This window comes from Streptomyces sp. B6B3 (genome assembly GCF_039871525.1).
Classification (GTDB): domain Bacteria; phylum Actinomycetota; class Actinomycetes; order Streptomycetales; family Streptomycetaceae; genus Streptomyces.
In genome coordinates this window covers 92,473-118,602 of sequence record NZ_JBDPLU010000011.1, presented here as the reverse complement: position 1 = coordinate 118,602, position 26,130 = coordinate 92,473, and the positions used below count along the sequence as shown (strand labels likewise).

The 26,130-nt window shown below is 73.0% G+C and carries 21 protein-coding genes and 1 pseudogene; 15 read left to right on the top strand and 7 right to left on the bottom strand.

The genetic code is table 11. The features are described from left to right. Positions 1–11: 11 nt before the first annotated feature. Positions 12–1,796 (bottom strand): bifunctional metallophosphatase/5'-nucleotidase, encoded by a 1,785-nt coding sequence (locus tag ABGB06_RS22710; protein ID WP_347592256.1) that lies wholly within the window; start codon positions 1,794–1,796, stop codon positions 12–14. Positions 1,797–1,954: 158 nt separating this feature from the next. Between ABGB06_RS22710 and mshD the strand changes: the two genes are divergently transcribed. The 4 genes and pseudogenes from mshD to ABGB06_RS22690 all read left to right on the top strand — a co-directional run bounded on the left by mshD (position 1,955) and on the right by ABGB06_RS22690 (position 5,891). Then, a complete protein-coding gene (gene mshD, locus ABGB06_RS22705; protein WP_347592254.1) occupies positions 1,955–2,854 on the top strand; it encodes a mycothiol synthase in 900 nt (299 codons plus the stop codon). A 72-nt stretch (positions 2,855–2,926) separates the two neighbouring features. Then, positions 2,927–3,076: pseudogene (locus ABGB06_RS22700) on the top strand (helix-turn-helix domain-containing protein); the annotation flags it as partial. Then, the gene (locus ABGB06_RS22695; protein WP_347592529.1) at positions 3,062–5,491 is read left to right on the top strand and encodes an RNA degradosome polyphosphate kinase; all 2,430 of its coding nucleotides are present in this window, start codon (positions 3,062–3,064) and stop codon (positions 5,489–5,491) included. The pseudogene ABGB06_RS22700 and the gene ABGB06_RS22695, both read left to right, overlap by 15 nt. Next, on the top strand, positions 5,475–5,891 hold the full coding sequence (locus tag ABGB06_RS22690) for an NUDIX hydrolase (RefSeq protein WP_347592251.1): 417 nt from the start codon (positions 5,475–5,477) through the stop codon (positions 5,889–5,891). Before ABGB06_RS22695 ends, ABGB06_RS22690 begins: the two co-directional genes overlap by 17 nt. Here ABGB06_RS22690 and ABGB06_RS22685 read toward each other — a convergent pair. Further along, a complete protein-coding gene (locus tag ABGB06_RS22685) occupies positions 5,878–6,669 on the bottom strand; it encodes a class I SAM-dependent methyltransferase (protein WP_347592527.1) in 792 nt (263 codons plus the stop codon). The genes ABGB06_RS22690 and ABGB06_RS22685 overlap by 14 nt on opposite strands. Before the next feature lie 201 nt (positions 6,670–6,870). Between ABGB06_RS22685 and mshA the strand changes: the two genes are divergently transcribed. After that, a complete protein-coding gene (mshA, locus tag ABGB06_RS22680) occupies positions 6,871–8,169 on the top strand; it encodes a D-inositol-3-phosphate glycosyltransferase (RefSeq protein ID WP_347592249.1) in 1,299 nt (432 codons plus the stop codon). A 53-nt stretch (positions 8,170–8,222) separates the two neighbouring features. Then, the gene (locus ABGB06_RS22675) at positions 8,223–8,747 is read left to right on the top strand and encodes a YbjN domain-containing protein (RefSeq protein ID WP_347592247.1); all 525 of its coding nucleotides are present in this window, start codon (positions 8,223–8,225) and stop codon (positions 8,745–8,747) included. Between the two features lie 141 nt (positions 8,748–8,888). Here ABGB06_RS22675 and ABGB06_RS22670 read toward each other — a convergent pair whose 3' ends face one another. After that, complete coding sequence (locus ABGB06_RS22670) at positions 8,889–9,560, bottom strand: response regulator transcription factor (RefSeq protein ID WP_347592245.1); 672 nt, start codon at positions 9,558–9,560, stop codon at positions 8,889–8,891. Further along, complete coding sequence (locus tag ABGB06_RS22665; RefSeq protein ID WP_347592242.1) at positions 9,557–11,161, bottom strand: histidine kinase; 1,605 nt, start codon at positions 11,159–11,161, stop codon at positions 9,557–9,559. The genes ABGB06_RS22670 and ABGB06_RS22665 overlap by 4 nt, the downstream gene beginning before the upstream one ends. A 121-nt stretch (positions 11,162–11,282) precedes the next feature. Here ABGB06_RS22665 and ABGB06_RS22660 point away from each other — a divergent pair, with 121 nt between their 5' ends. The 3 genes from ABGB06_RS22660 to ABGB06_RS22650 all read left to right on the top strand — a co-directional run bounded on the left by ABGB06_RS22660 (position 11,283) and on the right by ABGB06_RS22650 (position 14,879). After that, positions 11,283–12,221, top strand: a complete 939-nt coding sequence (locus tag ABGB06_RS22660; protein ID WP_347592240.1) for an ATP-binding cassette domain-containing protein — start codon at positions 11,283–11,285, stop codon at positions 12,219–12,221. Further along, positions 12,218–12,979: an ABC transporter gene (locus ABGB06_RS22655; RefSeq protein WP_347592238.1), complete on the top strand. Its 762-nt coding sequence runs from the start codon at positions 12,218–12,220 to the stop codon at positions 12,977–12,979. Before ABGB06_RS22660 ends, ABGB06_RS22655 begins: the two co-directional genes overlap by 4 nt. 184 nt (positions 12,980–13,163) lie before the next feature. Then, on the top strand, positions 13,164–14,879 hold the full coding sequence (locus ABGB06_RS22650; RefSeq protein WP_347592236.1) for a threonine/serine exporter family protein: 1,716 nt from the start codon (positions 13,164–13,166) through the stop codon (positions 14,877–14,879). Here the strand turns inward: ABGB06_RS22650 and ABGB06_RS22645 are convergent. Continuing rightward, a complete protein-coding gene (locus tag ABGB06_RS22645) occupies positions 14,876–15,436 on the bottom strand; it encodes a hypothetical protein (RefSeq protein WP_347592234.1) in 561 nt (186 codons plus the stop codon). The genes ABGB06_RS22650 and ABGB06_RS22645 overlap by 4 nt on opposite strands. 30 nt (positions 15,437–15,466) lie before the next feature. On the opposite strand from ABGB06_RS22645, the gene ABGB06_RS22640 reads away from it, so the two are divergent. After that, complete coding sequence (locus ABGB06_RS22640; RefSeq protein ID WP_347592232.1) at positions 15,467–16,021, top strand: LysR substrate-binding domain-containing protein; 555 nt, start codon at positions 15,467–15,469, stop codon at positions 16,019–16,021. Here the strand turns inward: ABGB06_RS22640 and ABGB06_RS22635 are convergent. Then, a complete protein-coding gene (locus ABGB06_RS22635; protein ID WP_347592230.1) occupies positions 16,018–18,315 on the bottom strand; it encodes an excinuclease ABC subunit UvrA in 2,298 nt (765 codons plus the stop codon). The two genes, ABGB06_RS22640 and ABGB06_RS22635, sit on opposite strands and share 4 nt — an antisense overlap. 118 nt (positions 18,316–18,433) lie before the next feature. Beyond that, a complete protein-coding gene (locus tag ABGB06_RS22630; RefSeq protein ID WP_347592228.1) occupies positions 18,434–18,928 on the bottom strand; it encodes an inorganic diphosphatase in 495 nt (164 codons plus the stop codon). 98 nt (positions 18,929–19,026) lie between these two features. On the opposite strand from ABGB06_RS22630, the gene dacB reads away from it, so the two are divergent. The 5 genes from dacB to ftsH all read left to right on the top strand — a co-directional run bounded on the left by dacB (position 19,027) and on the right by ftsH (position 26,087). Beyond that, positions 19,027–20,559 carry a D-alanyl-D-alanine carboxypeptidase/D-alanyl-D-alanine-endopeptidase gene (gene dacB, locus ABGB06_RS22625; protein ID WP_347592226.1) on the top strand — a complete coding sequence of 511 codons (1,533 nt, stop codon included), beginning with the start codon at positions 19,027–19,029 and terminating at the stop codon, positions 20,557–20,559. Positions 20,560–20,678: 119 nt separating this feature from the next. Next, positions 20,679–21,836, top strand: a complete 1,158-nt coding sequence (locus ABGB06_RS22620) for a zinc-dependent metalloprotease (protein ID WP_347592224.1) — start codon at positions 20,679–20,681, stop codon at positions 21,834–21,836. Positions 21,837–22,036: 200 nt separating this feature from the next. After that, positions 22,037–23,236 (top strand): tRNA lysidine(34) synthetase TilS, encoded by a 1,200-nt coding sequence (gene tilS / locus ABGB06_RS22615; protein WP_347592222.1) that lies wholly within the window; start codon positions 22,037–22,039, stop codon positions 23,234–23,236. Positions 23,237–23,249: 13 nt separating this feature from the next. Continuing rightward, a complete protein-coding gene (gene hpt, locus ABGB06_RS22610) occupies positions 23,250–23,804 on the top strand; it encodes a hypoxanthine phosphoribosyltransferase (RefSeq protein ID WP_347592220.1) in 555 nt (184 codons plus the stop codon). A gap of 258 nt (positions 23,805–24,062) precedes the next feature. Beyond that, positions 24,063–26,087 carry an ATP-dependent zinc metalloprotease FtsH gene (gene ftsH / locus ABGB06_RS22605; RefSeq protein WP_347592218.1) on the top strand — a complete coding sequence of 675 codons (2,025 nt, stop codon included), beginning with the start codon at positions 24,063–24,065 and terminating at the stop codon, positions 26,085–26,087. Positions 26,088–26,130: the final 43 nt, after the last annotated feature.

Genomic DNA, 26,130 nt, shown 5'->3' with positions numbered 1-26,130 from the left:
GCGCCGCGCGGTCATTCGACGACCGTGATGCGGTCCGCCGCCGGGGCCGCGATCGGCGCGTCGGGGGTGGAGTTGGCGCCCAGGTACTCCTCCAGGACGGCCATGTCGTCGGCGCCCACGACCGGGTTGGTGCCCTCGGCCAGGGTCGCGAAGCCGTCGCCGCCGCCGGCCAGGAAGGAGTTGACCGCGATCCGGTAGGTGGCCGCCGGGTCCAGCGGCTCGCCGCCGACCGTGACCGAGTCGGCCACGATCCGGTCCGCGCCGGACCGGGTGAGGTCGAGCGTGTAGTTCAGGCCCTCGGACGGCTGGAGGATCTTGGGCGCGGCCTCGTTGACCCCGCTGACCTGCTCCTGGAGCACGGTCAGCAGCTGTTCGCCGGTGAGGTCGAGCAGGTTCACGGTGTTGGAGAACGGCTGGACGGTGAAGCCCTCGCCGTAGGTCACGACGCCGTCGCCCTCCTCGCCGGAGGCCGCGTAGCTGAGGTCGGCGCGGACGCCGCCGGGGTTCATCAACGCCAGGTCCGTGGACTCGTCCAGGGTGCGGGCGTGGGCGAGTTGCGCGTCCGCGATGAGGTCGCCCAGCGGCGTCTCCGGGGTGCCGGCGCCGCGGCCGAGGATGTCCTCCGAGATGTAGCCGACGGGGGCGTTGGCGATCGGGGCGGCCAGCTCGTTCCAGTAGCCGATGAGGTCCGTCATGTCGGCGGCCTTCTCCTGCTCCCGGTCCACCACCCGGTTGGTGCCCTCGACCGAGGTGCGCACGATGTCCTGGCTGCGGCGGTCGTACTCCATGTTCAGCTCGGTGAACAGGCGCCCGTTGGAGGCCGCGGAGGTGACCAGGCGGTCGTTGCCCGCCGGGTCGGGGATGGTGCAGACGTACGGCTGGTGGGTGTGTCCGGTGACCAGCGCGTCCACGCCGGCGTCCGTGCGTTCGGCGATGTCCACGATCGGGCCCGAGATGCCGGAGCCGGGGCCGCCGGCGTCGCAGTCGTTGTTGTACGCGTCTGACTCGGGGAAGCCGCCCTCGTGGACCAGCGCGACGACCGCGTTGACGCCGCGCCGCTCCAACTCGGCGGTGTACCGGTTGATCGTCTCCACCTCGTCGAGGAACTCAAGGCCCTCGATGCCCTCCTGGGTGACGATGTCGGCGGTGCCCTCCAGGGTGACGCCGATGAAGCCGACCCGGACGCCGCCGAGGTTCTCGATCGTGTACGGGTCGAGGATCGGCTCGCCGGTGTCCTCGTGCACCACGTTGGCGGCCAGATAGGGGAACTCGCTGCCGGCGAACTCGCGGTCGTCGACGTAGCAGCCGTCCTCCGGGTGGCAGCCGCCCTCCTGGAGCCGGACCAACTCCTCCCAGCCCTCGTCGAACTCGTGGTTGCCCACGCCGGCGACGTCCATGCCCAGGCCGTTGAGCGCCTCGATGGTGGGCTCGTCATGGAACAGGCCGGAGAGCAGCGGGCTGGCGCCGATGAGGTCGCCGGCCGCCACCGTCACCGAACGCGGCTCGTCCTCCCGGGCCTCGCGGAGCCCGGTGGCCAGGTACTCGACGCCGCCCGCGTTGATCGTCTCGGTGGTGCCGTCCGCGTGTTCCTCGACCACCTGCCCGCTGGATCCGGTGGGCGGCTCCAACGCGCCGTGCAGGTCGTTGACGGCCAGCACCTGGAGGTCGACGGTGCGGCCGTGGCCGCCGCCCCCTCCGCCGCCGGATGCGTCGGGGGCGGCCTGGGCGGCGGTCAGGCCGATGCCGAGGGTCGTCGTCGCCGCGACGGCCGCGGCGATCGCGGTGGTTCGGGTCATCCGGAGAGCGCGCATGCGCGGCACCTTAATGGCTACGCGCGTAGCAAGGCAGGGGTGGCGACGTAACGAGCAGATGAAACGACCACGAACGACGGCCTGATCGCGATATCCCCTGCTCGTCGTCCCCCCTCACCGAGCCGGGCGCTTAGAGTCGGTGCATGAGCGACGTCGAGGTGCGGGACGAGGTAACGGCGGCGGATGTGCGGGACGCGGACGCGATCATCGACGCGGCGACCCGCGCCGACGGGCAGAGCGCCGTTTCCGAGCAGGGCCGGCTGCTGCTGCACGGGGGCCCCAGACCAGGCGTGAAGCATCTGCTGCTCCGCCAGCACGGCGAACTGGTCGCGTACGGCCAACTCGACGGCACCGACCCGGTCGAGGCCCCGTCCGCCGAGCTCGTGGTCGATCCGGCGCACCGCGCCAGGCGGCACGGGCGGGCGGTGGGCGAGGCGTTGCTCGCCGAGTCGGGCCACCGGCTGCGGATCTGGGCACACGGCGGCAGCCCGGCCGCGCGCCACCTCGCCCAGGCGCTCGGCCTCACGCTCTTCCGCGAGCTGCGGCAGCTGCGGCGCCCGCTGGGCGGGCTGCGGCTGACCGAGCCCCGGCTGCCCGAGGGCACCACGGTGCGGACGTTCGTGCCCGGCGAGGACGACGCCGCGTGGCTGTCGGTGAACGCCGCGGCCTTCGCCCACCATCCGGAACAGGGGGCGCTCACCCAGCGGGACCTCGACGCCAGGAAGGCCCAGGCGTGGTTCGACCCGGCCGGCTTCTTCCTCGCCTTCGACGCCGAGGGAAGGCTGGTGGGATTCCACTGGACCAAGGTGCACACCGCGGACAAGCTCGGCGAGATCTACGTGCTGGGCGTCGCGCCCGAGGCCCAGGGCACCGGCCTGGGCAAGGCGCTGACCACCATCGGCCTGCGCTATCTGGCCACCAGCCGCTCGCTGCCCACCGCGATGCTCTACGTGGACGCCGACAACACCGCGGCGGTTCGGCTGTACGAGGGGCTCGGCTTCCGCACCTTCGAGACGGATCTCATGTACCGCACGGAGACGTGACGCTCCCAGGGCCTGTCGTTCGGACCTCCGCGGGGCACGAAGATCCACACGACAGACCCTAGGCTCGGACGTATGAACGAAGCCGACCGCCTGCTGCTGGCCCGTCTGGTCGTCGAGGACGGCTGGTCGCTGCGCCGGGCCGCCCGTCACTTCCAGGTGTCGGCCACGACCGCCAAGAAGTGGGTGGACCGATTTCGCTCTGGCGACATGCCGCGTTTGCGTGGAGCGCGGGACAATAGAGGTATGACCCACGCAACGGAGTCGGCCGCGCCGACGACGCGCGATCCGGCGGCGCCGCGCCGCGCCGACGCGTCGTCCCGCGGCCCGGCGCGCGCGGGCAGCCCCACCCCGGACCGACGCCCCGCACCACCCCGGGACGACGCCGACGCCACGGAGCCGGAGGCGCCCGAGGCCCGGGAAACGACCGGAGAGCAGACCCAGGAGCGGACCCAGGAGCGGACCCGGGAGGCGTCCGCCGACGCGAACGGCTCCTCCGGCCTCGACGAGACCTCCGCCCTGGAGCCGGCCACCGCCGCGGACGAGGCCCTCACCCCGGAGCGGGCCCCGCTGGCGCCCGACCGGTTCCTCGACCGTGAGCGCAGCTGGCTGGCGTTCAACAAGCGGGTCCTCGAACTGGCCGAGGACCCCACCACCCCGCTACTCGAACGGGCCAACTTCCTCAGCATTTTCGCCAGCAACCTCGACGAGTTCTTCATGGTCCGGGTCGCCGGCCTGAAGCGGCGCATCGCCACCGGCGTGGCGACCCGGTCCGTCACCGGACAGCTGCCGCGCGACGTGCTGGAGGGCATCTGGACCGGCGCCCGCGAGCTGATGTCCCGGCAGGCCGCCTGCTACCAGAAGACCGTCGCGCCGCTGCTCGCCGAGCACGACATCCATCTGCTGCGCTGGCCCGAGCTCACCGAGCACGAGCAGACCGGGCTGTTCAGCCTCTTCCGGCAGCGGATCTTCCCGATCCTCACCCCGCTCGCCGTCGACCCGGCGCACCCCTTCCCGTACATCTCCGGGCTCTCGCTCAACCTGGCCGTCGTCGTGCGGAACCCGTCGAGCGGCCACAAGCACTTCGCGCGGGTGAAGGTGCCGCCGCTGCTGTCCCGTTTCCTGGAGGCCTCGCCGCAGCGTTACGTGCCGGTCGAGGACGTGATAGCGGCGCATCTGGAGGACCTCTTCCCCGGCATGGAGGTGCTCGCCCACCACGTCTTCCGGGTCACCAGGAACGAGGACCTGGAGGTCGAGGAGGACGACGCGGAGAACCTGCTGCAGGCCCTGGAGAAGGAGCTGCTGCGCCGCCGCTTCGGCCCGCCGGTGCGCCTGGAGGTGGAGGAGTCCATCGACGACGAGGTCCTCGACCTGCTGGTGCGCGAGCTGAAGATCAGCCGCGAGGAGGTCTTCTCGCTGCCGGGGCCGCTCGACCTCACCGGGCTCGGCGGAATAGCGGCGCTCGACCGTCCCGAGCTGAAGTACCCGAAGTTCGTGGCCGGCACCCACCGCGACCTGGCCGAGGTGGAGTCCGCCTCGGCGCCCGACATCTTCGCGGCGCTTCGCGAACGGGACGTGCTGCTGCACCACCCGTACGACTCGTTCTCCACCTCGGTCCAGTCGTTCCTCGAACAGGCCGCGGCCGACCCCGACGTGCTGGCCATCAAGCAGACCCTGTACCGCACCTCCGGCGACTCGCCGATCGTGGACGCGCTGATCGACGCGGCCGAGTCCGGCAAGCAGGTGCTGGTGCTGGTGGAGATCAAGGCCCGGTTCGACGAGCACGCGAACATCAAGTGGGCGCGCAAGCTGGAGGAGGCCGGCTGCCACGTCGTCTACGGCCTGATCGGGCTGAAGACGCACTGCAAGCTCTCCCTGGTGGTGCGCCAGGAGGGCGACACGCTGCGCCGCTACGCGCACGTCGGCACGGGGAACTACCACCCCAAGACGGCCCGGCTGTACGAGGACATCGGCCTGCTGACCGCGGACAACGAGGTGGGCGCCGACCTGTCCGACCTGTTCAACCGGCTCTCCGGGTACTCCCGACGGGACAGCTTCCAGCGCCTGCTGGTGGCGCCGCGGACCCTGCGGGACGGGCTGATCCACCGGATCCGCCGGGAGATCGAGCACCACCGGGCCGGCCGCCCCGCCTGGGTGCGGATCAAGGTGAACTCCATCGTGGACGAGGCCGTCACGGACGCCCTCTACCGCGCCTCCCAGGCCGGCGTTCCGGTGGACATCTGGGTGCGCGGCATCTGCGCGCTGCGCCCCGGCGTGCCGGGGCTCTCGGAGAACATCAGGGTGCGCAGCATCCTCGGCCGCTTCCTCGAGCACTCCCGGGTCTACGCGTTCGGTGGCGGCGGGAACGGCGAGAGCGAGGTCTGGCTGGGCAGCCCCGACCTCATGCACCGCAATCTCGACCGCCGCATCGAGGTGCTCGTCCGGGTCGCCGACCCGGCGCACCGCTCCTCGCTCAACCGCCTGCTGGCCGCGGGCACCTCGGACACCACCGCGTCCTGGCATCTGGGTCCGGACGGTGACTGGACCCGGCACGCCGAGGACGCCGAGGGGCGCCCGCTGCGGAACCTGCAGGAGACGTTGATAGAGGAGCGGAGGCGGCGCCGTGTCAACGGAGCCTGACGAGGTGCGGGCCGCCGGCTGCGTGCTGTGGCGCCGCACCCCCGACGGGGGAGTGGAGATCGCGCTCGTCCACCGGCCGAAGTACGACGACTGGTCCCATCCCAAGGGCAAGCTGGAGGGCGACGAGTCCTGGGACGAGGCCGCGGTCCGCGAGGTGCGCGAGGAGACCGGCATGATCTGCGTGCTGGGCGCAGGGCTGTCCACCGCCCGGTACCGCGCCAAGGGCCGGCCCAAGGTGGTCCACTACTGGGCCGCCGAGGCGCTGGACGGCGTGTTCCTCCCCAGCTCCGAGGTCGACCAGCTGCTGTGGCTGGCGCCCGCCGAGGCCCACGAACGCATCACCCATCCCGCCAACCGCGCGCTGCTCACCGAGGCCCTGACCACCGTCACCGTGTCGTAGACGGCGGGAGCGGCGGGGCGGGCGAGGCCGGCGGGGCGGGCGGCGCGGCGCGCGGGGCCAGGGCCTCCCAGCGGACGGTGAGCTCGCCCTGGCGCCAGCGGGGCGGGCCGTCGGTGACGGGCCAGTCGCGGGTCAGGGCGCGGGCCGCGTGGGCCCAGCGCTGCCGGGCGCCGAACGGGGCGTAGGGCGCCGCGGCGGCCCAGGCCCGGTCGAAGTCCCGCAGGAAGCGGTGCACCGGTTCGCCGGGGACGTTGCGGTGGATGAGGGCCTTGGGGAGCCGCTCGGCCAGCTGCGAGGGCGCGGCGAGGCCGGCGAGGCGGGCGGCGAAGGTGACGGTGCGCGGCCCCTCCGGGCCGAGCGCCACCCACACGTGGCGGCGCCCGAGCTCGTCGCAGGTGCCCTCCACCAGCAGGCCGCCGGGCGCGAGCCGGGCGCGGAGCCGCTCCCACGCGGCGGCTACCTCGGCCTCGGGGTACTGGCGCAGCACGTTCGCGGCGCGGATCAGCAGCGGGCGCTCGCCGTTCGGCAGCGGCAGCTCGAAGCCGCCGCGCAGGAAGCCGAGCCCCGGGCGCTCGTGCGGGCGGGCCGCCGCCACCCGGGCCTGGTCGATCTCCACGCCCACCACCCGGGCGTCCGGGCGCACCCGGCGCAGCCGGTCGAGCAGCTCGACGGCGGTCCACGGCGCGGCGCCGAAGCCCAGGTCGACGGCGAGCGGCGGGCGGTCGGCGGGGGCGCGGCGCAGCGCCGGGGCGTGGCTGGCGAGGATCCAGCGATCCATCCGCCGCAGCCGGTTGGGGCCGGTGGTCCCCCTGGTCACGAACCCGTTGGGCACGACAACGAGGGTAACGGTTCGGCAAAGCGGGAAGACGGGGTGGCCTGGGTTCGTTGGAACGGGCGCGTTTCGCGGAGGGTTTCGTGGAAAGTTCCCTATAGGAATACTAGGAAACGATGCCAGCCGGTGCCGACGTCAGGAGATTTCGTGCGACACATCCGTCGGGTCGCGTTGATCAGCCTGCACACCTCTCCCCTGCACCAGCCCGGCACGGGGGACGCGGGCGGGATGAACGTCTACGTCGTGGAGCTGTCCCGCCAGCTCGCCCGCCTGGGCATCGAGGTGGAGATCTTCACCCGGGCCACCGCCGGGGCCCTCGACCCCACGGTCGAGCTCCTGCCGGGCGTCCTGGTGCGGCACATCGACGCCGGCCCGTACGAGGGCCTGAGCAAGGAGGAGCTGCCCGCCCAGCTGTGTGAGTTCAGTCACGGTGTGATGCAGGTCTGGGCCGGCCAGCGCCCCGGCTACTTCGACCTGGTGCACTCGCACTACTGGCTCTCCGGACAGGTCGGCTGGCTGGCCGCCGAGCGCTGGGGCGTGCCCCTGGTGCACGCGATGCACACCATGGCCAAGGTCAAGAACGCCTCGCTGGCCAGCGGCGACACCCCGGAGCCGGCGGTCCGCATCCTCGGCGAGACGCATCTGGTGCGGTCCGCGGACCGGCTGATCGCCAACACCGCCGAGGAGGCGGCCGAGCTGGTGCGCCACTACGACAGCGACCCCTCGCGGACCGCCGTCGTGCACCCGGGCGTCAACCTGGACCGTTTCCACCCCGCGGACGGCCGGGGCGCGGCGCGCGCCCGCCTGGGTCTGCCGCCGAACGCGCTGATCCCGCTGTTCACCGGCCGGATCCAGCCGCTGAAGGGCCCGGACGTGCTGCTGCACGCGGTCCGCGAGCTGCTGGACCGCGACCCGGCGCTGCGCGACCGGCTGCTGGTCCCGGTCGTCGGCGGGCCCAGCGGCAGCGGGCTGGCCCGCCCCGAGCGGATGCAGAAGCTCGCCGCCCGGCTCGGCATCGCCGACCTGGTCCGCTTCCGGCCGCCGGTCAGCCAGGCCCAGCTCGCCGACTGGTACCGGGCGGCCGACGTGCTGATGGTGCCCTCGCACAGCGAGTCGTTCGGGCTGGTGGCGGCGGAGGCGCAGGCCTGCGGCACGCCGGTGATCGCGGCGGCGGTCGGCGGCCTGCCGGTGGCGGTGCGCGACCGGGTCACCGGATACCTCATCGACGGACACGACCCGGTGGACTACGCGCGGGCGCTGGCGCGTTTCGCCGCCGACCCGACGCTGACCCCCCGCCTCGGCGCGGCCGCCGCCCGGCACGCCCACCACTTCGGCTGGGCGGCCACGGCCGCCGACACCCTGGCGGTCTACCGCAGCGCGGTCGAGGACCACCGCGCCCACACCCTCCGCGCCCGCGCCCTCGCCGCGGTGCGCAGCCAGACCTGACGGCCCGGCGGCCGAGCCCGTCCGGGCACCGACGGGAACCGTACGATCGGGGCATGGCGGAGCCTCAGCAGGAGTCCCGGCGGATCATCGAGGAGAGCCTGCGCGCCTCGGGCGCCGAGTGGGAGAGCCCGGGCGACGGGCGCTACGTGGTGACGCTGCCGGGGACCCGCAAGCTGTCCACCACCTGTTCGCTCGTGGTCGGCCGGCACTCGTTGTCCGTCAACGCCTTTGTGGTGCGCCACCCCGACGAGAACCACGAGGCGATCCACCGCTGGCTGCTGGAGCGGAACACCCGGCTGTACGGGGTGGCCTTCGCCCTCGACCGGCTGGGCGACGTCTACCTCGTGGGCCGGCTGCCGCTGGCCGCGGTCACCGCCGACGAGCTCGACCGGGTGCTCGGCGCGGTCCTGGAGGCGGCGGACGGCTCGTTCAACACGCTGCTGGAGATGGGCTTCGCCACCGCGATCCGCAGGGAACACGCCTGGCGCACCGCCCGCGGCGAGTCCACCCGCAACCTCGACGCCTTCGCCCACCTGCTGCGCCCCTCGGCGGACCCGCCGGACCGGCAGACCTCCTGATCTCCTGACCGGGACTGATCTCCTGACCGGGACCTCGCACTCCTCCCGGCCGTGGCGGCCGCCACCCTCGGCCGACGCGACGCCTCCGCCTGACCCCCCTGGTGGCCGGGGCGGGCACCCGGGCCGCCCGGGGCGCCGTCCTCAGCCGGGCGCGTCGCGGCCGGTGACCAGGTCGGCCTCGTAGGCGATGATCGCGGCCTGCACGCGGTTCCTGACGCCCAGACGGGTGAGGATGGCGCTGACGTAGCTCTTGACCGTGCCCTCCACCAGGTGCAGGCGCCGGCCGATCTCCGCGTTGGACAGACCGGAGCCGATCAGCGCCAGCACCTCCCGCTCGCGCTCGGTGAGCAGGGCCACCAGCTCACGGGAGCGCGCCGTCGTGGCGGAGCCGGGGCGGAGGCCGGTGATGACTCGGCGGGCGACCCGGGGGGACAGGCAGGCCCCGCCCTCCGCGACCGCGCGGACCCCCGCTATCAGCTCCCGCGGATCCGACGCCTTGAGCAGGAAGCCGGAGGCGCCCAGCTCCAGCGCTCGGGCGATGTACCCGTCCTCGCCGAAGGTGGTGAGCATGACGACCGCGGTGTCGGGCGCGGCGGTGCGCAGCTCACCCAGCGCCGTCAGTCCGTCGACCCCCGGCATCCGGATGTCGAGCAGGGCCACGTCGGGCCGGTGCCGGCGGGTCGCCTCCACGGCCGACCGGCCGTCGGACGCCTCGGCGACCACCCGGATACCGGCGTCGGTGGTCAGGATCGAGCGGATGCCCGCCCGGACCATCGCCTCGTCGTCGGCCACCAGCACCCGAAGCTCGGTCACGATCCCTCCACCGCCCGCAGAACGTCCTTGGCCACCAGCACGCCGTCCGCGAAGCAGAGCCGGTACATGGTGCCCGACAGGTCGAGGAGGTGGGTGCCGGCGCGGTAGTACGCGCACTCCGCGCCGTCCGGCGCCGGCGGCTCGGCCAGCACCGGCGGGGGCTCGTCCACCGCGTGCGAGGGCAGCACCTCCGCGACCTCGTCCCGGGGCGCGCCGATCCGCAGCCCGTCGAAGGCCCCGTGCTCCAGCGCGGTGGTGTGCACCGTGTAGACGTAGGAGCCGATCAGGAAGGCCAGCAGCGACCCGGCCACCAGCAGCGGCAGCGCCGAGAGCCGCAACAGCGCGCGCTGCTCCCGCTCCTTCGGCGGCCTCCCGACCGGCGCCGCCTCGGCCGGGACTCGGGGGAGCCGCGCCGTCACCTCGAAGCCGCCGTCGGCCTCGCGCGCCTCGGCCCGCAGCGAACCACCCGCCAGCCGGACCCGCTCGTCGAGGCTGATCAGCCCGGTGCCGCTGCCGGTGCCGCTGCCGCCGCCCAACGCCCGGCCGCCGGGGCTCGGGCCGTTCGCCACGCTGACGAGGGTCTCCTGAGCCTCCCTGACCACCCGGACCGCCACCTCGGCGCCCGGCGCGTGCTTCACGGCGTTCGTCAGCGACTCCTGCACGACGCGCCGCGCCGCGTGCTCGCCCGCGCCCTCCGGGACCGGGGCGCCCGACTGCTCCAGCGTCACCCGCATTCCGGAGCGGCGGGCCCGCTCCACCAGCCCGGGTATGTCGGCGTCCGACGTCGCCTCCTCGCTCCTCTCCCCGCCCGGCTCCGACGGGGTGCCGAGCAGCCCGATGATCTCGTGCAGCCGCTCGGTCGCCGAGACCGCCCCGGCGCGCAGCCGGGCGGCGGTGGCCTGGTGCTCCGCGGCGAGCCCGGGGGCCAGCTCCAGACCCCCCGCCACCAGGGCCATCAGGCTCAGCTCGTGTCCCAGCGAGTCGTGCATGTCCCGCGCGATACGGGCCCGTTCGCGCAGCCGGGCCTGCTCGATGCGCTCCGCCTCGGCCCGGCTCAGCTCCCCGCGCTGGCGCCACCAGCTGCCCACCCACCAGGGCAGCAGGGCGGTGGCGAACTGGAACATCACCAGGCTCACCCAGAGGTTCAGCTCGCCGAGCAGGGCGGTCACCGCCAGGCCGGCGAGCGTCACCGCCGCGAAGGCGTACTGCGCCTGCCGGATCCGCGCCATCCGGCGCCCGGCCAGGAAGCTCAGCGCCACCGCCCCGCTCAGCGGCCCGGCCGCCCCGAGGCCCTCGACATACACACCGGCGCCGAGCGAGGACGCGAGGGCCAGCGAAACCGCCGGTGTCGTCCGGCTCGCCGCCAGGCCCACCGCGACGACCACCAGCAGCCCCACCGAGACGGGCACGCTGGTGGCGTCGTCGAGCAGCACCACGACGACCAGGCCCAGCAGCAGCGCCCCGTCACTCCGCCGCAGCTCCCACCGCAGCCGGGACCGCAGCCGGGACCACAGCCGTGACCACAGCGGTGCCCGCAGGCTCGACCGCAGGCTTCGCCACATCCGGGACCACACCCCCACTCGGCTCACAACGGCGCTCATATCGGGCACGCTAGCAACCGCCGCCGGCGTCCCGACACTGACGAAAGTTGGGAATCCGAGGGCCGGACTCCTTCCTTTCGGCAGGTGTCCGGAACGGGCACCGCGCCTACTGTGGTCTGCCATGATCACTCTGCGTGACCTCACGAAGAGGTACGGACGACGCGGTGAGAAGACGGCGGTCGCCGGCCTCACCCTGGACATCGAGCCCGGCCGGGTCACGGGCTTCCTCGGGCCCAACGGCGCGGGCAAGTCGACGACGATGCGCCTGATCACCGGGCTGGACGCGCCCACCGCGGGCAGCGCCCTGGTCGGTGGCCGGCAGTATGCGGCGCTGCGCCACCCGCTGCGCGAGGTTGGCGCGCTGCTCGACACCCGGGACGCGCATCCGGGCCGGTCGGCCCGCGCCCATCTGCTCGGCCTGGCCAGGAGCAACGGCATTCCGGTCCGGCGAGTCGCGGAGCTGCTCGACCGGGTGGGTCTGGAAGCCGTCGCGGGCCGCCGGGTCGGCACGTTCTCGCTCGGCATGCGGCAGCGGCTCGGCATCGCGGGCGCGCTGCTCGGCGATCCCCCGGTGCTGCTGTTCGACGAGCCGGTGAACGGCCTGGACCCGGACGGCGTCCGCTGGGTCCGCGGCCTGGTCCGCTCGCTGGCCGCCGAGGGCCGCACGGTCTTCCTCTCCAGCCATCTGATGAGCGAGATGGAGGACACCGCCGACCATCTGGTGGTGATCGGCCGGGGCCGGCTGATCGCCGACGCCCCAATCGGCGAGGTGATCGCCGGCAGCGCGCACAACGCGGTGGTGGTCCGCTCCCCGGGATGGGCCGAGCTCGCGGGGCTGCTGGAGCGGGCCGGCATGACCGTCGAGCGGGAGTCGGGAGCGGCACCGGGCGGTCCCGAGGGCCTGGTGGTGGTCGGCGGCACGCCGGCCGAGATCGGCGAGCTGGCGTTCCGGCACGGCATCGCGGTGCACGGGCTGAGCCTGCGCCAGGCGTCGCTGGAGCAGGCGTACATGGAGCTGACCACGGAGAGCATCGAGTACGGGGAGCGTGACCGGATATGAGGGGCATCGTGGAGCTGAGGGGTGCCGTCGCCTTCGAGTGGGTGAAGCTGCGCAGCGTCCGGGCCACCTGGTGGAGTCTGGTGGCCGCGACCGTGCTGACGGTGGCCGCCTCGGTGGTCATCGGCATGTCGGTCAAGGCGAGCGAGGAGAACGGGTACGAGGCCGCCCAGCCCGCGCCGCACAGCGCCGCCGGCGCGATATCGATCGCCCAGCTGGGCCTCGTGGTGCTCGCCACCCTGGCCGTCACCAGCGAGTACGCCCACGGCACCATCGCCACGACGCTGCGGGGCGTGCCGCAGCGGGGCCGGATGCTCGCCAGCAAGACGCTGGTGACCACGGCCGCGATCGCCCTGACCGGCCTGTTGTTGGCCGTCCTCGGCACCGTCTCGGCCGCGCCGTTCATGGGGGAGTACGGCAGGTACTCCGGAGGAGACCTGCTGGCCACGGCGCTCGGCGTCGCCGGATATCTCGCCGCGCTGTCGGTGCTGACGATCGGCATCGGGGCGATGCTGCGCAGCGCCGCCGGGGCGATCACCAGCCTGCTGATGTTGCTGCTCGCGGTGCCCCAGCTGTTGCGGGGCGCCGGGCCCCAGTGGCTGCGGACCGCCGTGGAGTATCTCCCGGGGGACGCCGGGACGGTGCTGATGGAGCAGGGCTCCGAGCCGTACGGCGCGGGTCGGGCCGCGGTGGTCCTGCTGCTCTGGGCGTTGGCCGGCGCCCTGGGTGGGTATGCGGTCCTGCGGGCCCGGGACGCCTAGCCGCTGGCTCGGCGGCGACGGTCCCGGGCCGTGCGGCGAGCTCAAGGCTCGCGGCCTATCCTGCACAGCAGGGACGACTACCTCCCGGTAGGCATCCGGTCGGGATGCGGCCGAGACGCGGTCGGGACGAACGAGCGGAGTCGACAGCGCCGACGAGACGAGCAGGGAGCGGGGCGGTACGGAGGTGGCCGGGGAGAGGAAGGGACCCCGTGGCGAGGAGCCGGAGGACCGGGAGCGGGACGTCGAGACGACGGGATCCAGTTCGGGCTTCACGCTCCCCCAGGGGGTGACGCTCCCGACGGCGCCCGCCGACGAGCACCCGACCTCGGAGTTCGCCGTCCCGGAGGGGGTGGAGCTGCTCCCGCCAGCCGAGCCGCACTCCGACTTCACCGGCGACTTCACCGGCGACTTCCCCGGCGCGTCGACCGGCCCGGCGGCCGGGGAGCTCACCGGCGACTTCACCCCGGCCCATGGCGTGCCGCGGTTCTCCCGGGGCACGCCCTGGCAGGACCGCATGCGGGCGATGGTGCGGTTGCCGCTGGCCGAGCGGCCGGCGCCCGAGCGCCGGTCGTCCGGCGGCGCGGGGGAGGAGGAGACGGCCCCGCCGGTGCCGCGCGTCCTCGACCTGACGCTGCGCATCGGCGAGCTGCTGCTGGCCGGCGGCGAGGGCGCCGAGGACGTCGAGGCGGCCATGTTCGGCGTGACCCACGCCTACGGCCTGGACCGCTGCGAGGGCACGGTCACCTTCACGCTGATCTCGGTCACCTACCAGCCGTCCCTGGTCGACCCGCCGGTCTCGCTCAGCCGCACGGTGCGCCGCCGGGGCACCGACTACACCCGGCTCGCCGCCGTCTTCCGGCTGGTCGACGACATCACCTCGGGCGAGGTGACCCTGGAGGAGGCGTACGGTCGGCTGGCCACCATCCGGCGCAACCGTCACCCGTACTCGAAGTGGCAGCTCACCTTCGCCAGCGGGCTGCTGTCCGGATCGGCCAGCGTGCTGGTCGGCGGCGACTGGTGGGTGTTCCTGCTGGCCGCGCTCGGCGCCATGCTCGGCGACCGGTTGGCGTGGCTGGCGGCCAGCCGGGCGCTGCCGGAGTTCTACCAGTTCGTCGCCTTCGCGATGGCGCCGGCCCTGGTCGGGGTCGCCTGGGCGGCGGTGCATCGTTCGGGCGAGGGCGAGGTGCAGGCCGCGGCCATGATCACCGGCGGGCTCTTCGCGCTGATCCCCGGGCGGGCGCTGGTGGCCGGCGTGCACGACGGTCTCACCGGGTACTACCTCACCGCCTCGGCCCGCCTGCTGGAGGTGATCTACCTCAGCGTCGGCATCACCTGCGGCGTGCTGGCCGTGCTCTATGTCGGCGAGACCTCGGACGTCACGCTCGAACCCGAGGTGCTGATCAGCGTCACCCGCCCGGCCACCCAGCTGGGCGCCGCGCTGCTGCTGTCCCTCGCCTTCTGTGTGCTGCTCCAGCAGGAGAAGCGGACGGTGATCCCGGCCACGCTGAACGGCGGCGTCGCCTGGGTGGTGTACGGCGCGATGCACGACACGGCCGGGCTCTCGCCGTTCGCCGCGACCGCCGTGGGGGCCGGCATGGTCGGTCTCTTCGGGCAGCTCCAGTCGCGGTACCAGTTCACCTCGTCGCTGCCCTACGTCACCGCGGCCATCGGGCCGCTGCTGCCCGGTAGCGCGGTGTACCTCGGCCTCCTCGGCTTCGCCCAGGGCAGCGTGGACGTCGGGCTCGACTACATGCTCAGGGCGGTCACCCTGGCCCTCGCGATCGCGATCGGGGTGAACCTCGGCGGCGAGGTGGCCCGGCTCTTCATCAAGACCCCGGACGAGACCACCCCGTTCACCGCGATCGGCCGCCGCGGCGCGAAGCGCACCCGCGGGTTCTAGAGGGCCCACGGCACGATGACCAGCGCGCCCCAGGCGAGCACCGGGCCGATGCCGACGATCCCGACGGTGTAGCTCACGACCTGGCGGTAGAACCGCTCCCGACTCACGCCCCGGGCGTTGCTGAGCACCAGCGCGCCGTTGGTGGAGAACGGCGACACGTCCACGATCGTCGTGGAGATCGCCAGCGCCGCGCCCGCGGCCAGCGCGAGGAAGCCGATCTCCAGCTCGAAGACCAGCGCCCCGACGACGAGGACCACCAGCGCGCACAGGGTCAGCCCCTGCCGCCACGTCACGCCGCGCTCATCGCGGTCCGCGTCGGACGCGCCGTCCGCGTCGGCCGCGGCGGGCTCCTGGTTCGACGAGCCCTCAGGCCGGGCGGCGAGCACGCGGCTGCCGGCGCGCCGGTGCAGGAGCGCGAAGGTGATCAGGGACAGCAGCAGGCTGAAGCCGAAGCTGGCGAAGAACAGCGCGGGGGCCGACACCGAGATCCGGGTGTCCTCGACCATGTCGAGCACGAGCGCCCCGGAGACCGCGACCGGCGAGAACGCGGCGCCCATCCGGGAACCCAGGCCGAGGTCACCTCGGCCATGCTCGCGCGGCTGCTCGACATGCTGCACACCGGCGAGGTCGAGCTGGCGCTGCTCTGGGACTACCGGTGGAACCGGGTCACGGACGACTCGCTCGCCGTGACCCACCTGCTCAACGACCCCACCGTGCTCGTCGTCCCGGCCACCTCCACGTTCCTGGACCAGCCCGAGACCAGGCTGAGCTCGCTCGCCGAGCAGCACTGGATCATCCGCGCCGACAACCATCCGGTCGCCGACGTGCTGCGGCGCAGCTGCCGGCTGGCCGGGTTCGAGCCGCGGATCGCCTACGAGTCGCACGACTACCAGGAGGCGCAGGCCATGGTCGCCGCGGGCCTCGGCATCGCCATCGCGCCCAGGCTGGCGCTCACCAACCGGCGCAACGACGTGCGGCTGATGCGCTTCGGCTCGGACGTGCCCGCCCCGGTCCGGCGCATCCTGCTGGCCCGCCCGAAGAACCGGACACCGACCCCGGCCGCGCTGGCCATGGCCGAGATCCCGCGCACCGTGGCCGCCGGGTTCATGGAGGGCGACCTGGACCGGGTCCAGCTCGGCTAGCCGACGTGCTCCCGGCCGACGTACTCCCGCAGATGCTGGCCGGTGAGGGTGTCGCCGTGCGCCACCAGGTCGGCCGGGGTGCCGGTGAACACCACCCGCCCGCCGTCGTGGCCGCCGCCGGGACCCAGGTCGACGAGCCAGTCGGCGTGCGCCATCACCGCCTGGTGGTGCTCGATGACGATCACCGAGTTCCCCGCGTCGACCAGCCGGTCCAGCAGCGCCAGCAGCCGGTCGATGTCGGCCATGTGCAGGCCGGTGGTCGGCTCGTCCAGGACGTACGTCGCGGACTTCTCCGACATGTGGATCGCGAGCTTCAGGCGCTGCCGCTCGCCGCCGGAGAGCGTGTTCAGCGGCTGGCCGAGCCGCAGGTAGCCCAGGCCCACGTCGGCGAGCCGGCCCAGGATGGCCCGCGCCTGGCCGTCGACGAAGAACTCGTGCGCCTCGGCCACCGACATGCCGAGCACCTCGCTGATGTTCCGCCCGCGCAGGGTGTACGTCAGCACCTCGGGCGTGAACCGCTTGCCCTCGCACTCCTCGCAGACCGAGGCGACGCCGGCCATCATCGCCAGGTCCGTGTACACCAGGCCGATGCCGTTGCACTTCGGGCAGGCGCCCTCGGAGTTCGCGCTGAACAGCGCCGCCTTGACGCCGTTGGCCTTGGCGAAGGCGGTGCGGATCGGGTTCAGCAGGCCGGTGTAGGTCGCCGGGTTGGAGCGGCGCGAGCCGCGGATCGGTGACTGGTCGGCGACCACCACACCGGGCCGCCCCGCGAGGTAGCCGTGCACCAGGGAGCTCTTGCCGGACCCCGCCACGCCGGTGATCGCGGTCAGCACGCCGAGCGGGATGTCCACGTCGACGTCCCGCAGGTTGTGCAGGTCGGCGCCCCTGACGGCCAGCTGCCCGGTGGGCGTCCGCACCGTCTCCCGCAGCCGCGCCCGGTGCGCCAGGTACCGCCCGGTCAGGGTGCCGGACTCGCGCAGCCCCGCCACGTCGCCCGCGTAGCACACCGTGCCGCCCTCGGAGCCGGCTCCTGGGCCGAGGTCCACGACGTGGTCGGCCATCGCTATCACCTCGGGCTTGTGCTCCACGACGAGCACCGTGTTGCCCTTGTCGCGGAGCCGGAGCAGCAGGTCGTTCATCCGGCGGATGTCGTGCGGGTGCAGCCCGATGGTGGGCTCGTCGAAGACGTACGTCACGTCGGAGAGGCTGGAACCCAGGTGGCGCACCATCTTCACGCGCTGCGCCTCGCCGCCGGACAGCGACACGGAGGTGCGGTCCAGGCTGAGGTACCCCAGGCCGATCTCCACCAGTGAGTCGAGCAGCTGGCGCAGGCTGGCCAGCAGCGGCGCCACCGAGGCGTCGTCGATGCCGGCGAGGAACGCGGCCAGGTCGCTGATCTGCATCGACGAGCACTGGGCGATGGTGACGCCGTCGATGGTGACGGAGAGCGCGGCCCGGCTCAGCCGGCTGCCGCCGCAGTCGGGGCATTCGGCGAACACCACGGCGCGGTCCACGAAGGCCCGGATGTGCTTCTGCATGGCCTCCGGGTCCTTGGCCAGGTACAGCCGCTGGACCTTGACCACCAGCCCCTCGTAACTGATGTTGTGCGAGCCCATCTTGATCTTGGTGAGCGGCTTGTGCAGGAAGTCCTGCCACTCCTGCGGCGAGTAGTCCGCGAGCTTCCGGTCCCGGTCGAAGAGCCCGGACTCCGCCATGACCTGCCAGTACCACGATCCGACGGTGAAGTTGGGCACCGTGATGGCGCCCTCGTTCAGCGAGCGATCCCGGTCCACCAACTGGTCGATGTCGATCTCCGACACCTGGCCCAGCCCCTCGCAGCGCGGGCACATGCCCTCGGCGCTGTTGAAGCTGAAGTGCGTCGACGTCCCGATGTGCGGGGTGCCCAGCCGGCTGTAGACGATCCGCAGCATCGTGTACGCGTCGGTCGCGGTGCCGACCGTGGAGCGGGAGTTCGCCCCCATCCGCTCCTGGTCGACGACGATGGCGGCGCTCAGGTTGCGCAGCCCGTCGGCGTCCGGGCGCCCCAGGCTCGGCATGAACGACTGGATGAACGCGGTGTACGTCTCGTTGATCAGCCGCTGGGACTCGGCGGCTATGGTGCCGAAGACCAGCGACGACTTGCCGGAGCCCGAGACGCCGGTGAAGACCGACAGGCGGCGCTTGGGGATGTCGAGCGAGACGTCCCGCAGATTGTTCTCGCGGGCGCCGCGGACCTCGATCACGTCGTGACGGTCCGCGGCGGTCGTACGCGGTTCCTGCTGGTCGGCCGGCATACCGTCCCCTCCCGAAGGCTCACCTGTCCGGAGCCATCGAAGCAGACGGGACCGACAGTCACTCTCCTGGCGGCGTCACCGGGACGCCGCCACGCGGCAGGGGTCTGTCGGCAGGGGGCTAGTGGCTTTCGCCGGCCTCCACGGCCCGCTTGAACGACGCCTCGATCTCGGCCTCGGCGTCCAGCCGTCCGGCCCAGTTGGCGCCCTCCACGGACTTGCCGGGCTCCAGGTCCTTGTACACCTCGAAGAAGTGCTGGATCTCCAGCCGGTCGAACTCGCTGACGTGGTGGATGTCGCGCAGGTGCTCCATCCGGGGGTCGGACGCCGGCACGCACAGCAGCTTGTCGTCGCCGCCCGCCTCGTCCGTCATCCGGAACATCCCGATGGCCCGGCACCGGATCAGACAGCCCGGGAACGTCGGCTCGTCCAACAGCACCAGCGCGTCCAGCGGGTCACCGTCCTCGCCCAGGGTGCCGTCCACGAAGCCGTAGTCGGCCGGATAGACGGTCGAGGTGAACAGGTGGCGGTCCAGCCGGATGCGGCCGGACTCGTGGTCCACCTCGTACTTGTTCCGCGAGCCCTTCGGGATCTCGATGGTGACGTCGAACTCCACGGGGGGTACTCCTTAGCCTTTTAACTGCTCTGTGCACGCGACAGGTGGTTAAGTGTCCCTCACGGCGGTGTGTGCTCGCGAAAGGGGCTGGTCGTAGCGTGCGCAGGGCGGTGAGGGCGGTCGAGGTGCTGACCCGGGAGTCCCGGCGGCTGACCGGATGGCTGCGGCGGCACGGCGCGACGCCCACGGGTCGTCTGGTGGCCGGTTCGGCGACGGTGGGACTGGCGCTCGCCGCCCTGCTCGTCGCCCTCGTCGGACCGTGGGACGCCGGCCAACGGGCGGCCGAGCGGGACTCCGCGGTGGCCGGCGACCTGGCCCGCGTGGAGGCCGACCCGGACGGCGCCGACGGCGCCGACGACGCCGACGAGGGGGAGGCGGAGGAGGTCGCGGAGGCCGGGACGCTGCCGACGGCCGGCCTGGTGCTCTCCCCGCTCGACCCGGGCGACACCGGGCGGCAGCCGATGCCCAGCGAGGCCGCGCTGGCCGACGCCCTCGAACCCGTGCTCGACGACGCCGCGCTGGGCCCCGGGGCCACCGGCTCCGTGGTCGACGTCGCCACCGGCACCCCGCTCTTCGCCGACGGCGCCGCCAGCGCGATGACCCCCGCCTCCACCATCAAGCTGGTCACCGCGGCGGTCGCCCTGGACAGCCTGGGCCCCGACCACCGCCTGCAGACCCCCGTCGTCTGGGACCAGGAGCGCGGCCTGCTCACCCTGGTCGGCGGCGGCGACACCACACTCCGCTCCGACGACCTGCGGGCGCTGGCCGAGCGCACCGCCGAGGCGCTGCGGGCGGCGGGCACCGACCGGGTGCGGCTCGGCTACGACATCTCGCTCTACCCGGAGGAGCGGCATCCGATCGGGGTGAACGAGAACATCGCGCTGATCACCCCGCTCATGGTCGACACCGGCCGCCTCGACGACAGCGAGTCCGGCCCCGCGCCGCGCGCCACGGACCCGGCACCCGACGCCGCCGACGCGTTCGCCGGCTATCTGCGGGACGCCGGGGTGCGGGTCACGGACGGGCCGACCGCGGGCCGGGCCGCGGAGGACGCCGAGCAGCTCGCGGTGCACCGGTCCGCCCCGCTGTCCACGCTGGTCGAGGAGATGCTGACGCACAGCGACAACGACCTGGCCGAGGCGCTCGGCCGGCACGCCGCCATCGCGGCCGGGGAGCGGGGCGACTTCCGGGGCCTCGCCCGGGCGGTCGACGACGGCCTCAGGGCCCTGGGCCTCCCCCGCGACGGCCTGCGGGTCACCGACGGCAGCGGCCTGGACCGGGAGGGCCGGCTCACCGCCGAGCTGCTCACCGAGACCCTGGCCCTGGCCGCCGAGCCCGACCGGCCCGAGCTCCGCTCCGCGCTGACCGGGCTCCCGGTGGCCGGCTTCACCGGCACCCTGGCCGACCGCTACGACCCGGACAGCGGAACGCCGGCCGGGGCGGGCGCCGGGCTGGTCAGGGCGAAGACGGGCACCCTGACCGGGGTGAACACGTTGGCCGGCACCGCCATCACGCCGGACGGCCGGGTGCTGGCCTTCGCCTTCCTCGCCAACGACACCGTCAACGCCTTCGACGCGCAGGCCGCGCTGGACGCGGCCGCCGCGACCCTGGCCAGCTGTTCCTGCCGCTGACTCCCCGCTGCCCCCCACCACTGACCGAGGCGAAGGCACGGCCCTTCGCGGCGGCCCCACCGACCCGCGGCGTTCGGTGTCACTAACGCTCCGCGCTCCGGAGCCGTACCGTTGACGGCATGACGAGTCTCGGCGCGACCGACCTGGTGGACTGGAATCTCGCGGTGTCCACGGCGACCCGTATCGCCCGCCCGGGGCCCGAGGTGAGCCGCGACGAGGCCCGCGCGGTCGTCGCGGAGCTGCGCCGCCACGCGGCCACCTCCGAGCGGCACGTTCGCGATTTCACCGGGCTCGACACCGGCGGCGCCGACACCCCGGTGCTGGTGGTGGACCGTCCCGGCTGGGTCAGGGCCAACGTCGCCGGCTTCCGCGAGGTGCTGCAGCCGCTGCTCGGCCGGATGCGCGAGCGGCGCGCCAGCATGCCGGGCGGCACCGCGCTCAGCATGGTCGGCAGCAAGGTCACCGGCGTCGAGGTCGGCATGCTGCTGTCGTTCCTGTCCTCCCGCGTCCTCGGCCAGTACGAGACGTTCGCCCCGCCCAGCCCGGGACTGCCGGCCGCCCCGGCGCCGGACGGCGGCCGCACCGGCGGCCGGCTGCTGCTGGTCGCGCCGAACATCGTGCACGTGGAGCGCGAGCTGGACGTCGAGCCGCACGACTTCCGGCTCTGGGTGTGCCTGCACGAGGAGACCCACCGCACCCAGTTCACCGCCGTGCCCTGGCTCAGGGACCATCTGGAGGGCGAGATCCACGCGTTCCTGCGGGAGGCGGACGTCGACCCGGCGACCTTCGTGGAGCGGCTGCGCCAGGCGGCGCAGACGATGACCGGGCGCGGCCACGACGAGGGCGGCGCGGAGGACGCGGACGGCGGTGGAGCGGGCGGCCGGGGCATCGTCGACCTGGTGCAGACGCCCCGGCAGCGGGAGATCCTGGATCGGCTCACGGCGGTGATGTCGCTGCTGGAGGGGCACGCGGACTTCGTGATGGACGGCGTGGGCCCGGACGTGGTGCCCACGGTGGCGGAGATCCGGGAGAAGTTCACCCGGCGGCGGCAGACCGGCGCCGGCCGGCTGGACCGGGCGCTGCGCCGCCTGTTGGGTCTGGACGCGAAGCTCCGCCAGTACCGGGAGGGCGAGCGCTTCGTGCGCACGGTGGTCGAGGGATCGGGGATGGACGGCTTCAACAGGGTGTGGACCTCCCCGAACACGCTGCCCACCAAGGAGGAGATCACCAAACCCGAGGCGTGGGTCGCACGGGTGCGACCGGGGACGCTCTCGTAGCTCGGCGGCCGCGCATCCTCGCCCGCGGGGCGGGTGGTTAGGACGCAAACACCCGCAATATCACCCGTACGAGGGAGCGTGGTCGCATATCTGGCGTGCGATGCTCGGGTTACGGCGCGCCTCTGTCACCATTTACGCACCCTGCGTGACAGGTCTCCGGCCGAAGCCTTCGAACGACCCGAGAGAGAAGTGATTCGGATATGGGTCCCCACCCCGCGGTCGCGGCAATACGCCTGGCGGTCCGCCGCACTCTGCACGACGTCCTCGCCGACCTCCGCCGGCTCGATGCCCGCATCTCCTCGTTCTCCGGCGCCCCCGGCGCGCCCCCCGCTCCCGTCGCGGCCCCGCGGCTCGCCCCCGTCCCCGCCACCGCCCCCCTGGTGCTCGTGGCCTGTTCGGGGGGCGCGGACTCGATGGCCCTGGCCTCCGCTCTCGCCTTCGAGGCGCCGCGCCACGGCGTGCGCGCCGGAGCGATCACCGTCGACCACGGCCTGCAGCCGGGCTCCGCGGCCCGCGCCGCCGAGGTCGCCGAGCGGCTGACGAGCCTGGGCCTGGACCCGGTGGAGGCGGTCGCGGTCACCGTCGGCCGCGGCGGCGGCCCGGAGGCCGCCGCCCGCAGCGCGCGGTACGCGGCGCTCGACGCCGCCGCCGAGCGGCACGGCGCCGTGTCGGTGCTGCTCGGCCACACCAGGGACGACCAGGCGGAGACGGTGCTGCTGGGCCTCGCCCGCGGCTCGGGCACCCGCTCACTGGCCGGCATGCCCGAGGCCTTCGGCGGTATCGGGCATGCCGGCCAGCACGACACCGGCCCCGCCGGCCCCACCGACCCCGCCGAGCAGCGGGGCGGCTCCCGCGGCGTCCCGGCCGTCCGGCCGGACGACGACCGCGCCGTGCCCAGGTACCGCCGGCCGTTCCTCGCCATCGACCGGCAGACCACCCGCAAGGGCTGCCTCGTGCAGTCCCTGCCGGTCTGGGACGACCCGCATAACGCCGACCCCTCCTACACCCGCTCCCGGGTGCGACACGAGGCGCTGCCCGTTCTGGAGAAGGCGCTGGGGCGCGGCGTCGTCGAGGCGCTGGCCCGCACCGCCCGGCTGTCCAGGGACGACGCGGACGCGCTCGACGACTGGGCCAGGCACGCGCTGGGCGCCGCCTCCGGCGCCGACGGCACGCTGGACATCGCCGCGCTGCACGACCTACCTCCCGCCGTGCGCCGGCGCGTGCTGCGGCTCGCGGCCATCGCCGCGGGCGCCCCCGCCGGCTCGCTCTTCGCCCGGCACATCGAGGAAACCGACCGCCTGATCACGGCCTGGCGCGGCCAGCGCCCGCTGAATCTGCCGGGCCGCGTCGAGGCGCGGAGGCAGGGTGGCAGACTGGTGCTGCAGCGAGCCAGCCAGTAGAGAGTCAGCGCGGGTGCGAGAGAAGGATCTGGGGGCCGACCTGGAGTCGGTACTCATCACCAGAGAAGAGATCGACGCCAGGGTCGCGGAGTTGGCCGCCAAGATCGACGAGGCGTACGCGGACAAGGAACTGCTGCTCGTGGGCGTGCTCAAGGGCGCGGTCATGATCATGGCCGACCTGGCCAGGGCGCTGTCCGCCCCACTCACCATGGACTGGATGGCGGTGTCGTCCTACGGCGCCGGCACCCAGTCCTCCGGCGTGGTGCGGATCCTCAAGGATCTGGACACGGACATCCAGGGTCGGCACGTGCTGATCGTGGAGGACATCATCGACTCGGGACTCACCCTGTCCTGGTTGCTGTCCAACCTCGGGTCCCGGGAGCCGGCCTCGCTCCGGGTCTGCACCCTGCTCCGCAAGCCGGACGCGGCCAAGGTGGCCATCGACGTCGAGTGGGTCGGTTTCGACATCCCCAACGAGTTCGTCGTCGGATACGGCCTCGACTACGCCGAGCGCTACCGGAACCTGCCCTTCATCGGCACCCTCGCGCCTCACGTCTACCGGGGGTAGCCGCCCGCGCGGGAACACCACGGGGTGCTTTACCGTTGGACAAGGGGAACGCCGGCGGTTCCCGACGCCCAGCAGCGCCGCACGGCGATGCTGGGGTACCGTCGCGGAAGAGCCGTCATGACTGTCAGCGTGGCGGTCATGAGGTCAGCAGGCCGGGCGCAGATCGGCCGACATAGGACACCTCGCGCACAGCGGATCCCAGCCGGGGGCTGTGCCTGAAACGTGGCAGGAGGGACGGGGTCGCGCCGCCCCGTATGGATGGACGTGAAGCGCTACTTCCGTGGGCCAGTGATGTGGATCGTGCTGGCCGTCCTCGCCGTGATTCTGCTGATGCAGGTGTTCAGCTCGTCCGAGGGCTACAAGAAGGTCGACACCGGCGAGGTCGTTCAGGCGATCAGCCGCAACCAGGTCAGGTCCGCCGAGCTCACCACCGGCGACGAGCAGACGATCAAGGTCGAGCTCCGTAACGGCCAGGAGGTCGAGGGCAGCAACAAGGTCCAGGCCAACTACATCGACGGCCAGGGCGAGGATCTCGCCCAGGTGCTCCAGCAGAAGTTCCAGGACGACCAGCTGCCGGACGGGTACACCGTCTCGCCGAAGTCGCAGAACCCGTTCGTCGGGATGCTGCTGACGATTCTGCCGTTCCTGCTGATCATCATCGTCTTCCTGTTCCTGATGAACCAGATGCAGGGCGGCGGCTCCCGCGTGATGAACTTCGGCAAGTCCAAGGCCAAGCTCATCACCAAGGACACCCCCAAGACGACCTTCGACGACGTGGCCGGCTCCGACGAGGCCGTCGAGGAGCTCCAGGAGATCAAGGAGTTCCTCCAGGAGCCCGCGAAGTTCCAGGCCGTGGGCGCGAAGATCCCCAAGGGCGTGCTGCTCTACGGCCCGCCCGGGACCGGCAAGACCCTGCTGGCCCGCGCGGTCGCGGGCGAGGCCGGCGTGCCGTTCTACTCGATCTCCGGCTCCGACTTCGTCGAGATGTTCGTCGGCGTCGGCGCCTCCCGGGTCCGCGACCTGTTCGAGCAGGCCAAGGCCAACGCGCCGGCCATCGTCTTCGTGGACGAGATCGACGCCGTCGGTCGGCACCGCGGCGCCGGTATGGGCGGCGGCCACGACGAGCGCGAGCAGACGCTGAACCAGCTGCTCGTCGAGATGGACGGCTTCGACGTCAAGGGCGGCGTCATCCTGATCGCCGCCACCAACCGGCCGGACATCCTGGACCCGGCGCTGCTGCGGCCAGGACGCTTCGACCGGCAGGTCGCGGTGGACCGGCCCGACATGCAGGGCCGGCTGGAGATCCTCAAGGTGCACCAGAAGGGCAAGCCCGTCGCCCCCGACGTGGACCTGTCCGCGGTGGCTCGCCGCACCCCGGGCTTCACCGGCGCCGACCTCAGCAACGTGCTGAACGAGGCGGCGCTGCTCGCGGCCCGCGGCAACGCGAAGCTGATCGACAACAAGTTCCTCGACGAGGCCATCGACCGGGTCGTCGCGGGTCCGCAGAAGCGCACGCGGATCATGAGCGACAAGGAGAAGATGATCACCGCGTACCACGAGGGCGGGCACGCCCTGGTCGCGGCCGCCTCGCCGAACAGCGATCCGGTGCACAAGGTCACGATCCTCTCCCGCGGCCGTGCCCTGGGCTACACCATGGTGCTGCCCGAGGAGGACAAGTACTCCACCACGCGGAACGAGATGCTCGACCGGCTGGTGTACATGATGGGCGGCCGGGCGGCCGAGGAGCTCGTCTTCCACGACCCGACGACCGGCGCGGGTGACGACATCGACAAGGCCACGTCCACGGCCCGCTCGATGGTCACCCAGTACGGCATGACGGAGCGTCTCGGCGCGATCAAGTTCGGCTCCGACAACTCCGAGCCCTTCCTGGGCAAGGAGATGGGCCACCAGCGCGACTACTCCGAGGAGGTCGCGGGGCTGGTCGACGAGGAGGTCAAGAAGCTCATCGAGACCGCGCACAACGAGGCGTGGGAGATCCTGGTGGAGAACCGGGACGTGCTCGACAACCTCGTGCTGGCGCTCCTGGAGAAGGAGACGCTGAACAAGGAGGAGCTGGCCGAGGTCTTCGCCCCGGTGGTCAAGCGCCCGCCGCGCCCGGCCTGGACCGGCTCGGCGCGCCGTACCCCCTCCACCCGTCCGCCGGTGTCGTTCCCGACCAAGGAGCTGAGCCTGGCGAACGGCAGCACCCCGGAGGTCGCGCCCACGCCGCCGCTGGAGCCGATGGAGGAGCACCGACCGGGCGGCGGCCCCGCCGAGGGCTGACCACAGGCCGGACGGAATGCCCCCCGCGCCCCTCACGTTCTAT

Excerpts from the sequence above, each read along its gene's own strand:
- ABGB06_RS22620 (WP_347592224.1), top strand. The coding sequence starts at position 20,679 with ATGACGAGTCTCGGCGCGACCGACCTGGTGGACTGGAATCTCGCGGTG.
- ABGB06_RS22645 (WP_347592234.1), bottom strand. The coding sequence starts at position 15,436 with ATGGGCGCCGCGTTCTCGCCGGTCGCGGTCTCCGGGGCGCTCGTGCTC.
- ftsH (WP_347592218.1), top strand. The coding sequence starts at position 24,063 with ATGGACGTGAAGCGCTACTTCCGTGGGCCAGTGATGTGGATCGTGCTG.
- ABGB06_RS22675 (WP_347592247.1), top strand. The coding sequence starts at position 8,223 with ATGGCGGAGCCTCAGCAGGAGTCCCGGCGGATCATCGAGGAGAGCCTG.
- ABGB06_RS22660 (WP_347592240.1), top strand. The coding sequence starts at position 11,283 with ATGATCACTCTGCGTGACCTCACGAAGAGGTACGGACGACGCGGTGAG.
- tilS (WP_347592222.1), top strand. The coding sequence starts at position 22,037 with ATGGGTCCCCACCCCGCGGTCGCGGCAATACGCCTGGCGGTCCGCCGC.
- ABGB06_RS22685 (WP_347592527.1), bottom strand. The coding sequence starts at position 6,669 with ATGGATCGCTGGATCCTCGCCAGCCACGCCCCGGCGCTGCGCCGCGCC.
- ABGB06_RS22655 (WP_347592238.1), top strand. The coding sequence starts at position 12,218 with ATGAGGGGCATCGTGGAGCTGAGGGGTGCCGTCGCCTTCGAGTGGGTG.
- mshD (WP_347592254.1), top strand. The coding sequence starts at position 1,955 with ATGAGCGACGTCGAGGTGCGGGACGAGGTAACGGCGGCGGATGTGCGG.
- ABGB06_RS22710 (WP_347592256.1), bottom strand. The coding sequence starts at position 1,796 with ATGACCCGAACCACCGCGATCGCCGCGGCCGTCGCGGCGACGACGACC.
- ABGB06_RS22640 (WP_347592232.1), top strand. The coding sequence starts at position 15,467 with ATGCTCGCGCGGCTGCTCGACATGCTGCACACCGGCGAGGTCGAGCTG.
- ABGB06_RS22635 (WP_347592230.1), bottom strand. The coding sequence starts at position 18,315 with ATGCCGGCCGACCAGCAGGAACCGCGTACGACCGCCGCGGACCGTCAC.
- ABGB06_RS22665 (WP_347592242.1), bottom strand. The coding sequence starts at position 11,161 with ATGAGCGCCGTTGTGAGCCGAGTGGGGGTGTGGTCCCGGATGTGGCGA.
- ABGB06_RS22695 (WP_347592529.1), top strand. The coding sequence starts at position 3,062 with ATGCCGCGTTTGCGTGGAGCGCGGGACAATAGAGGTATGACCCACGCA.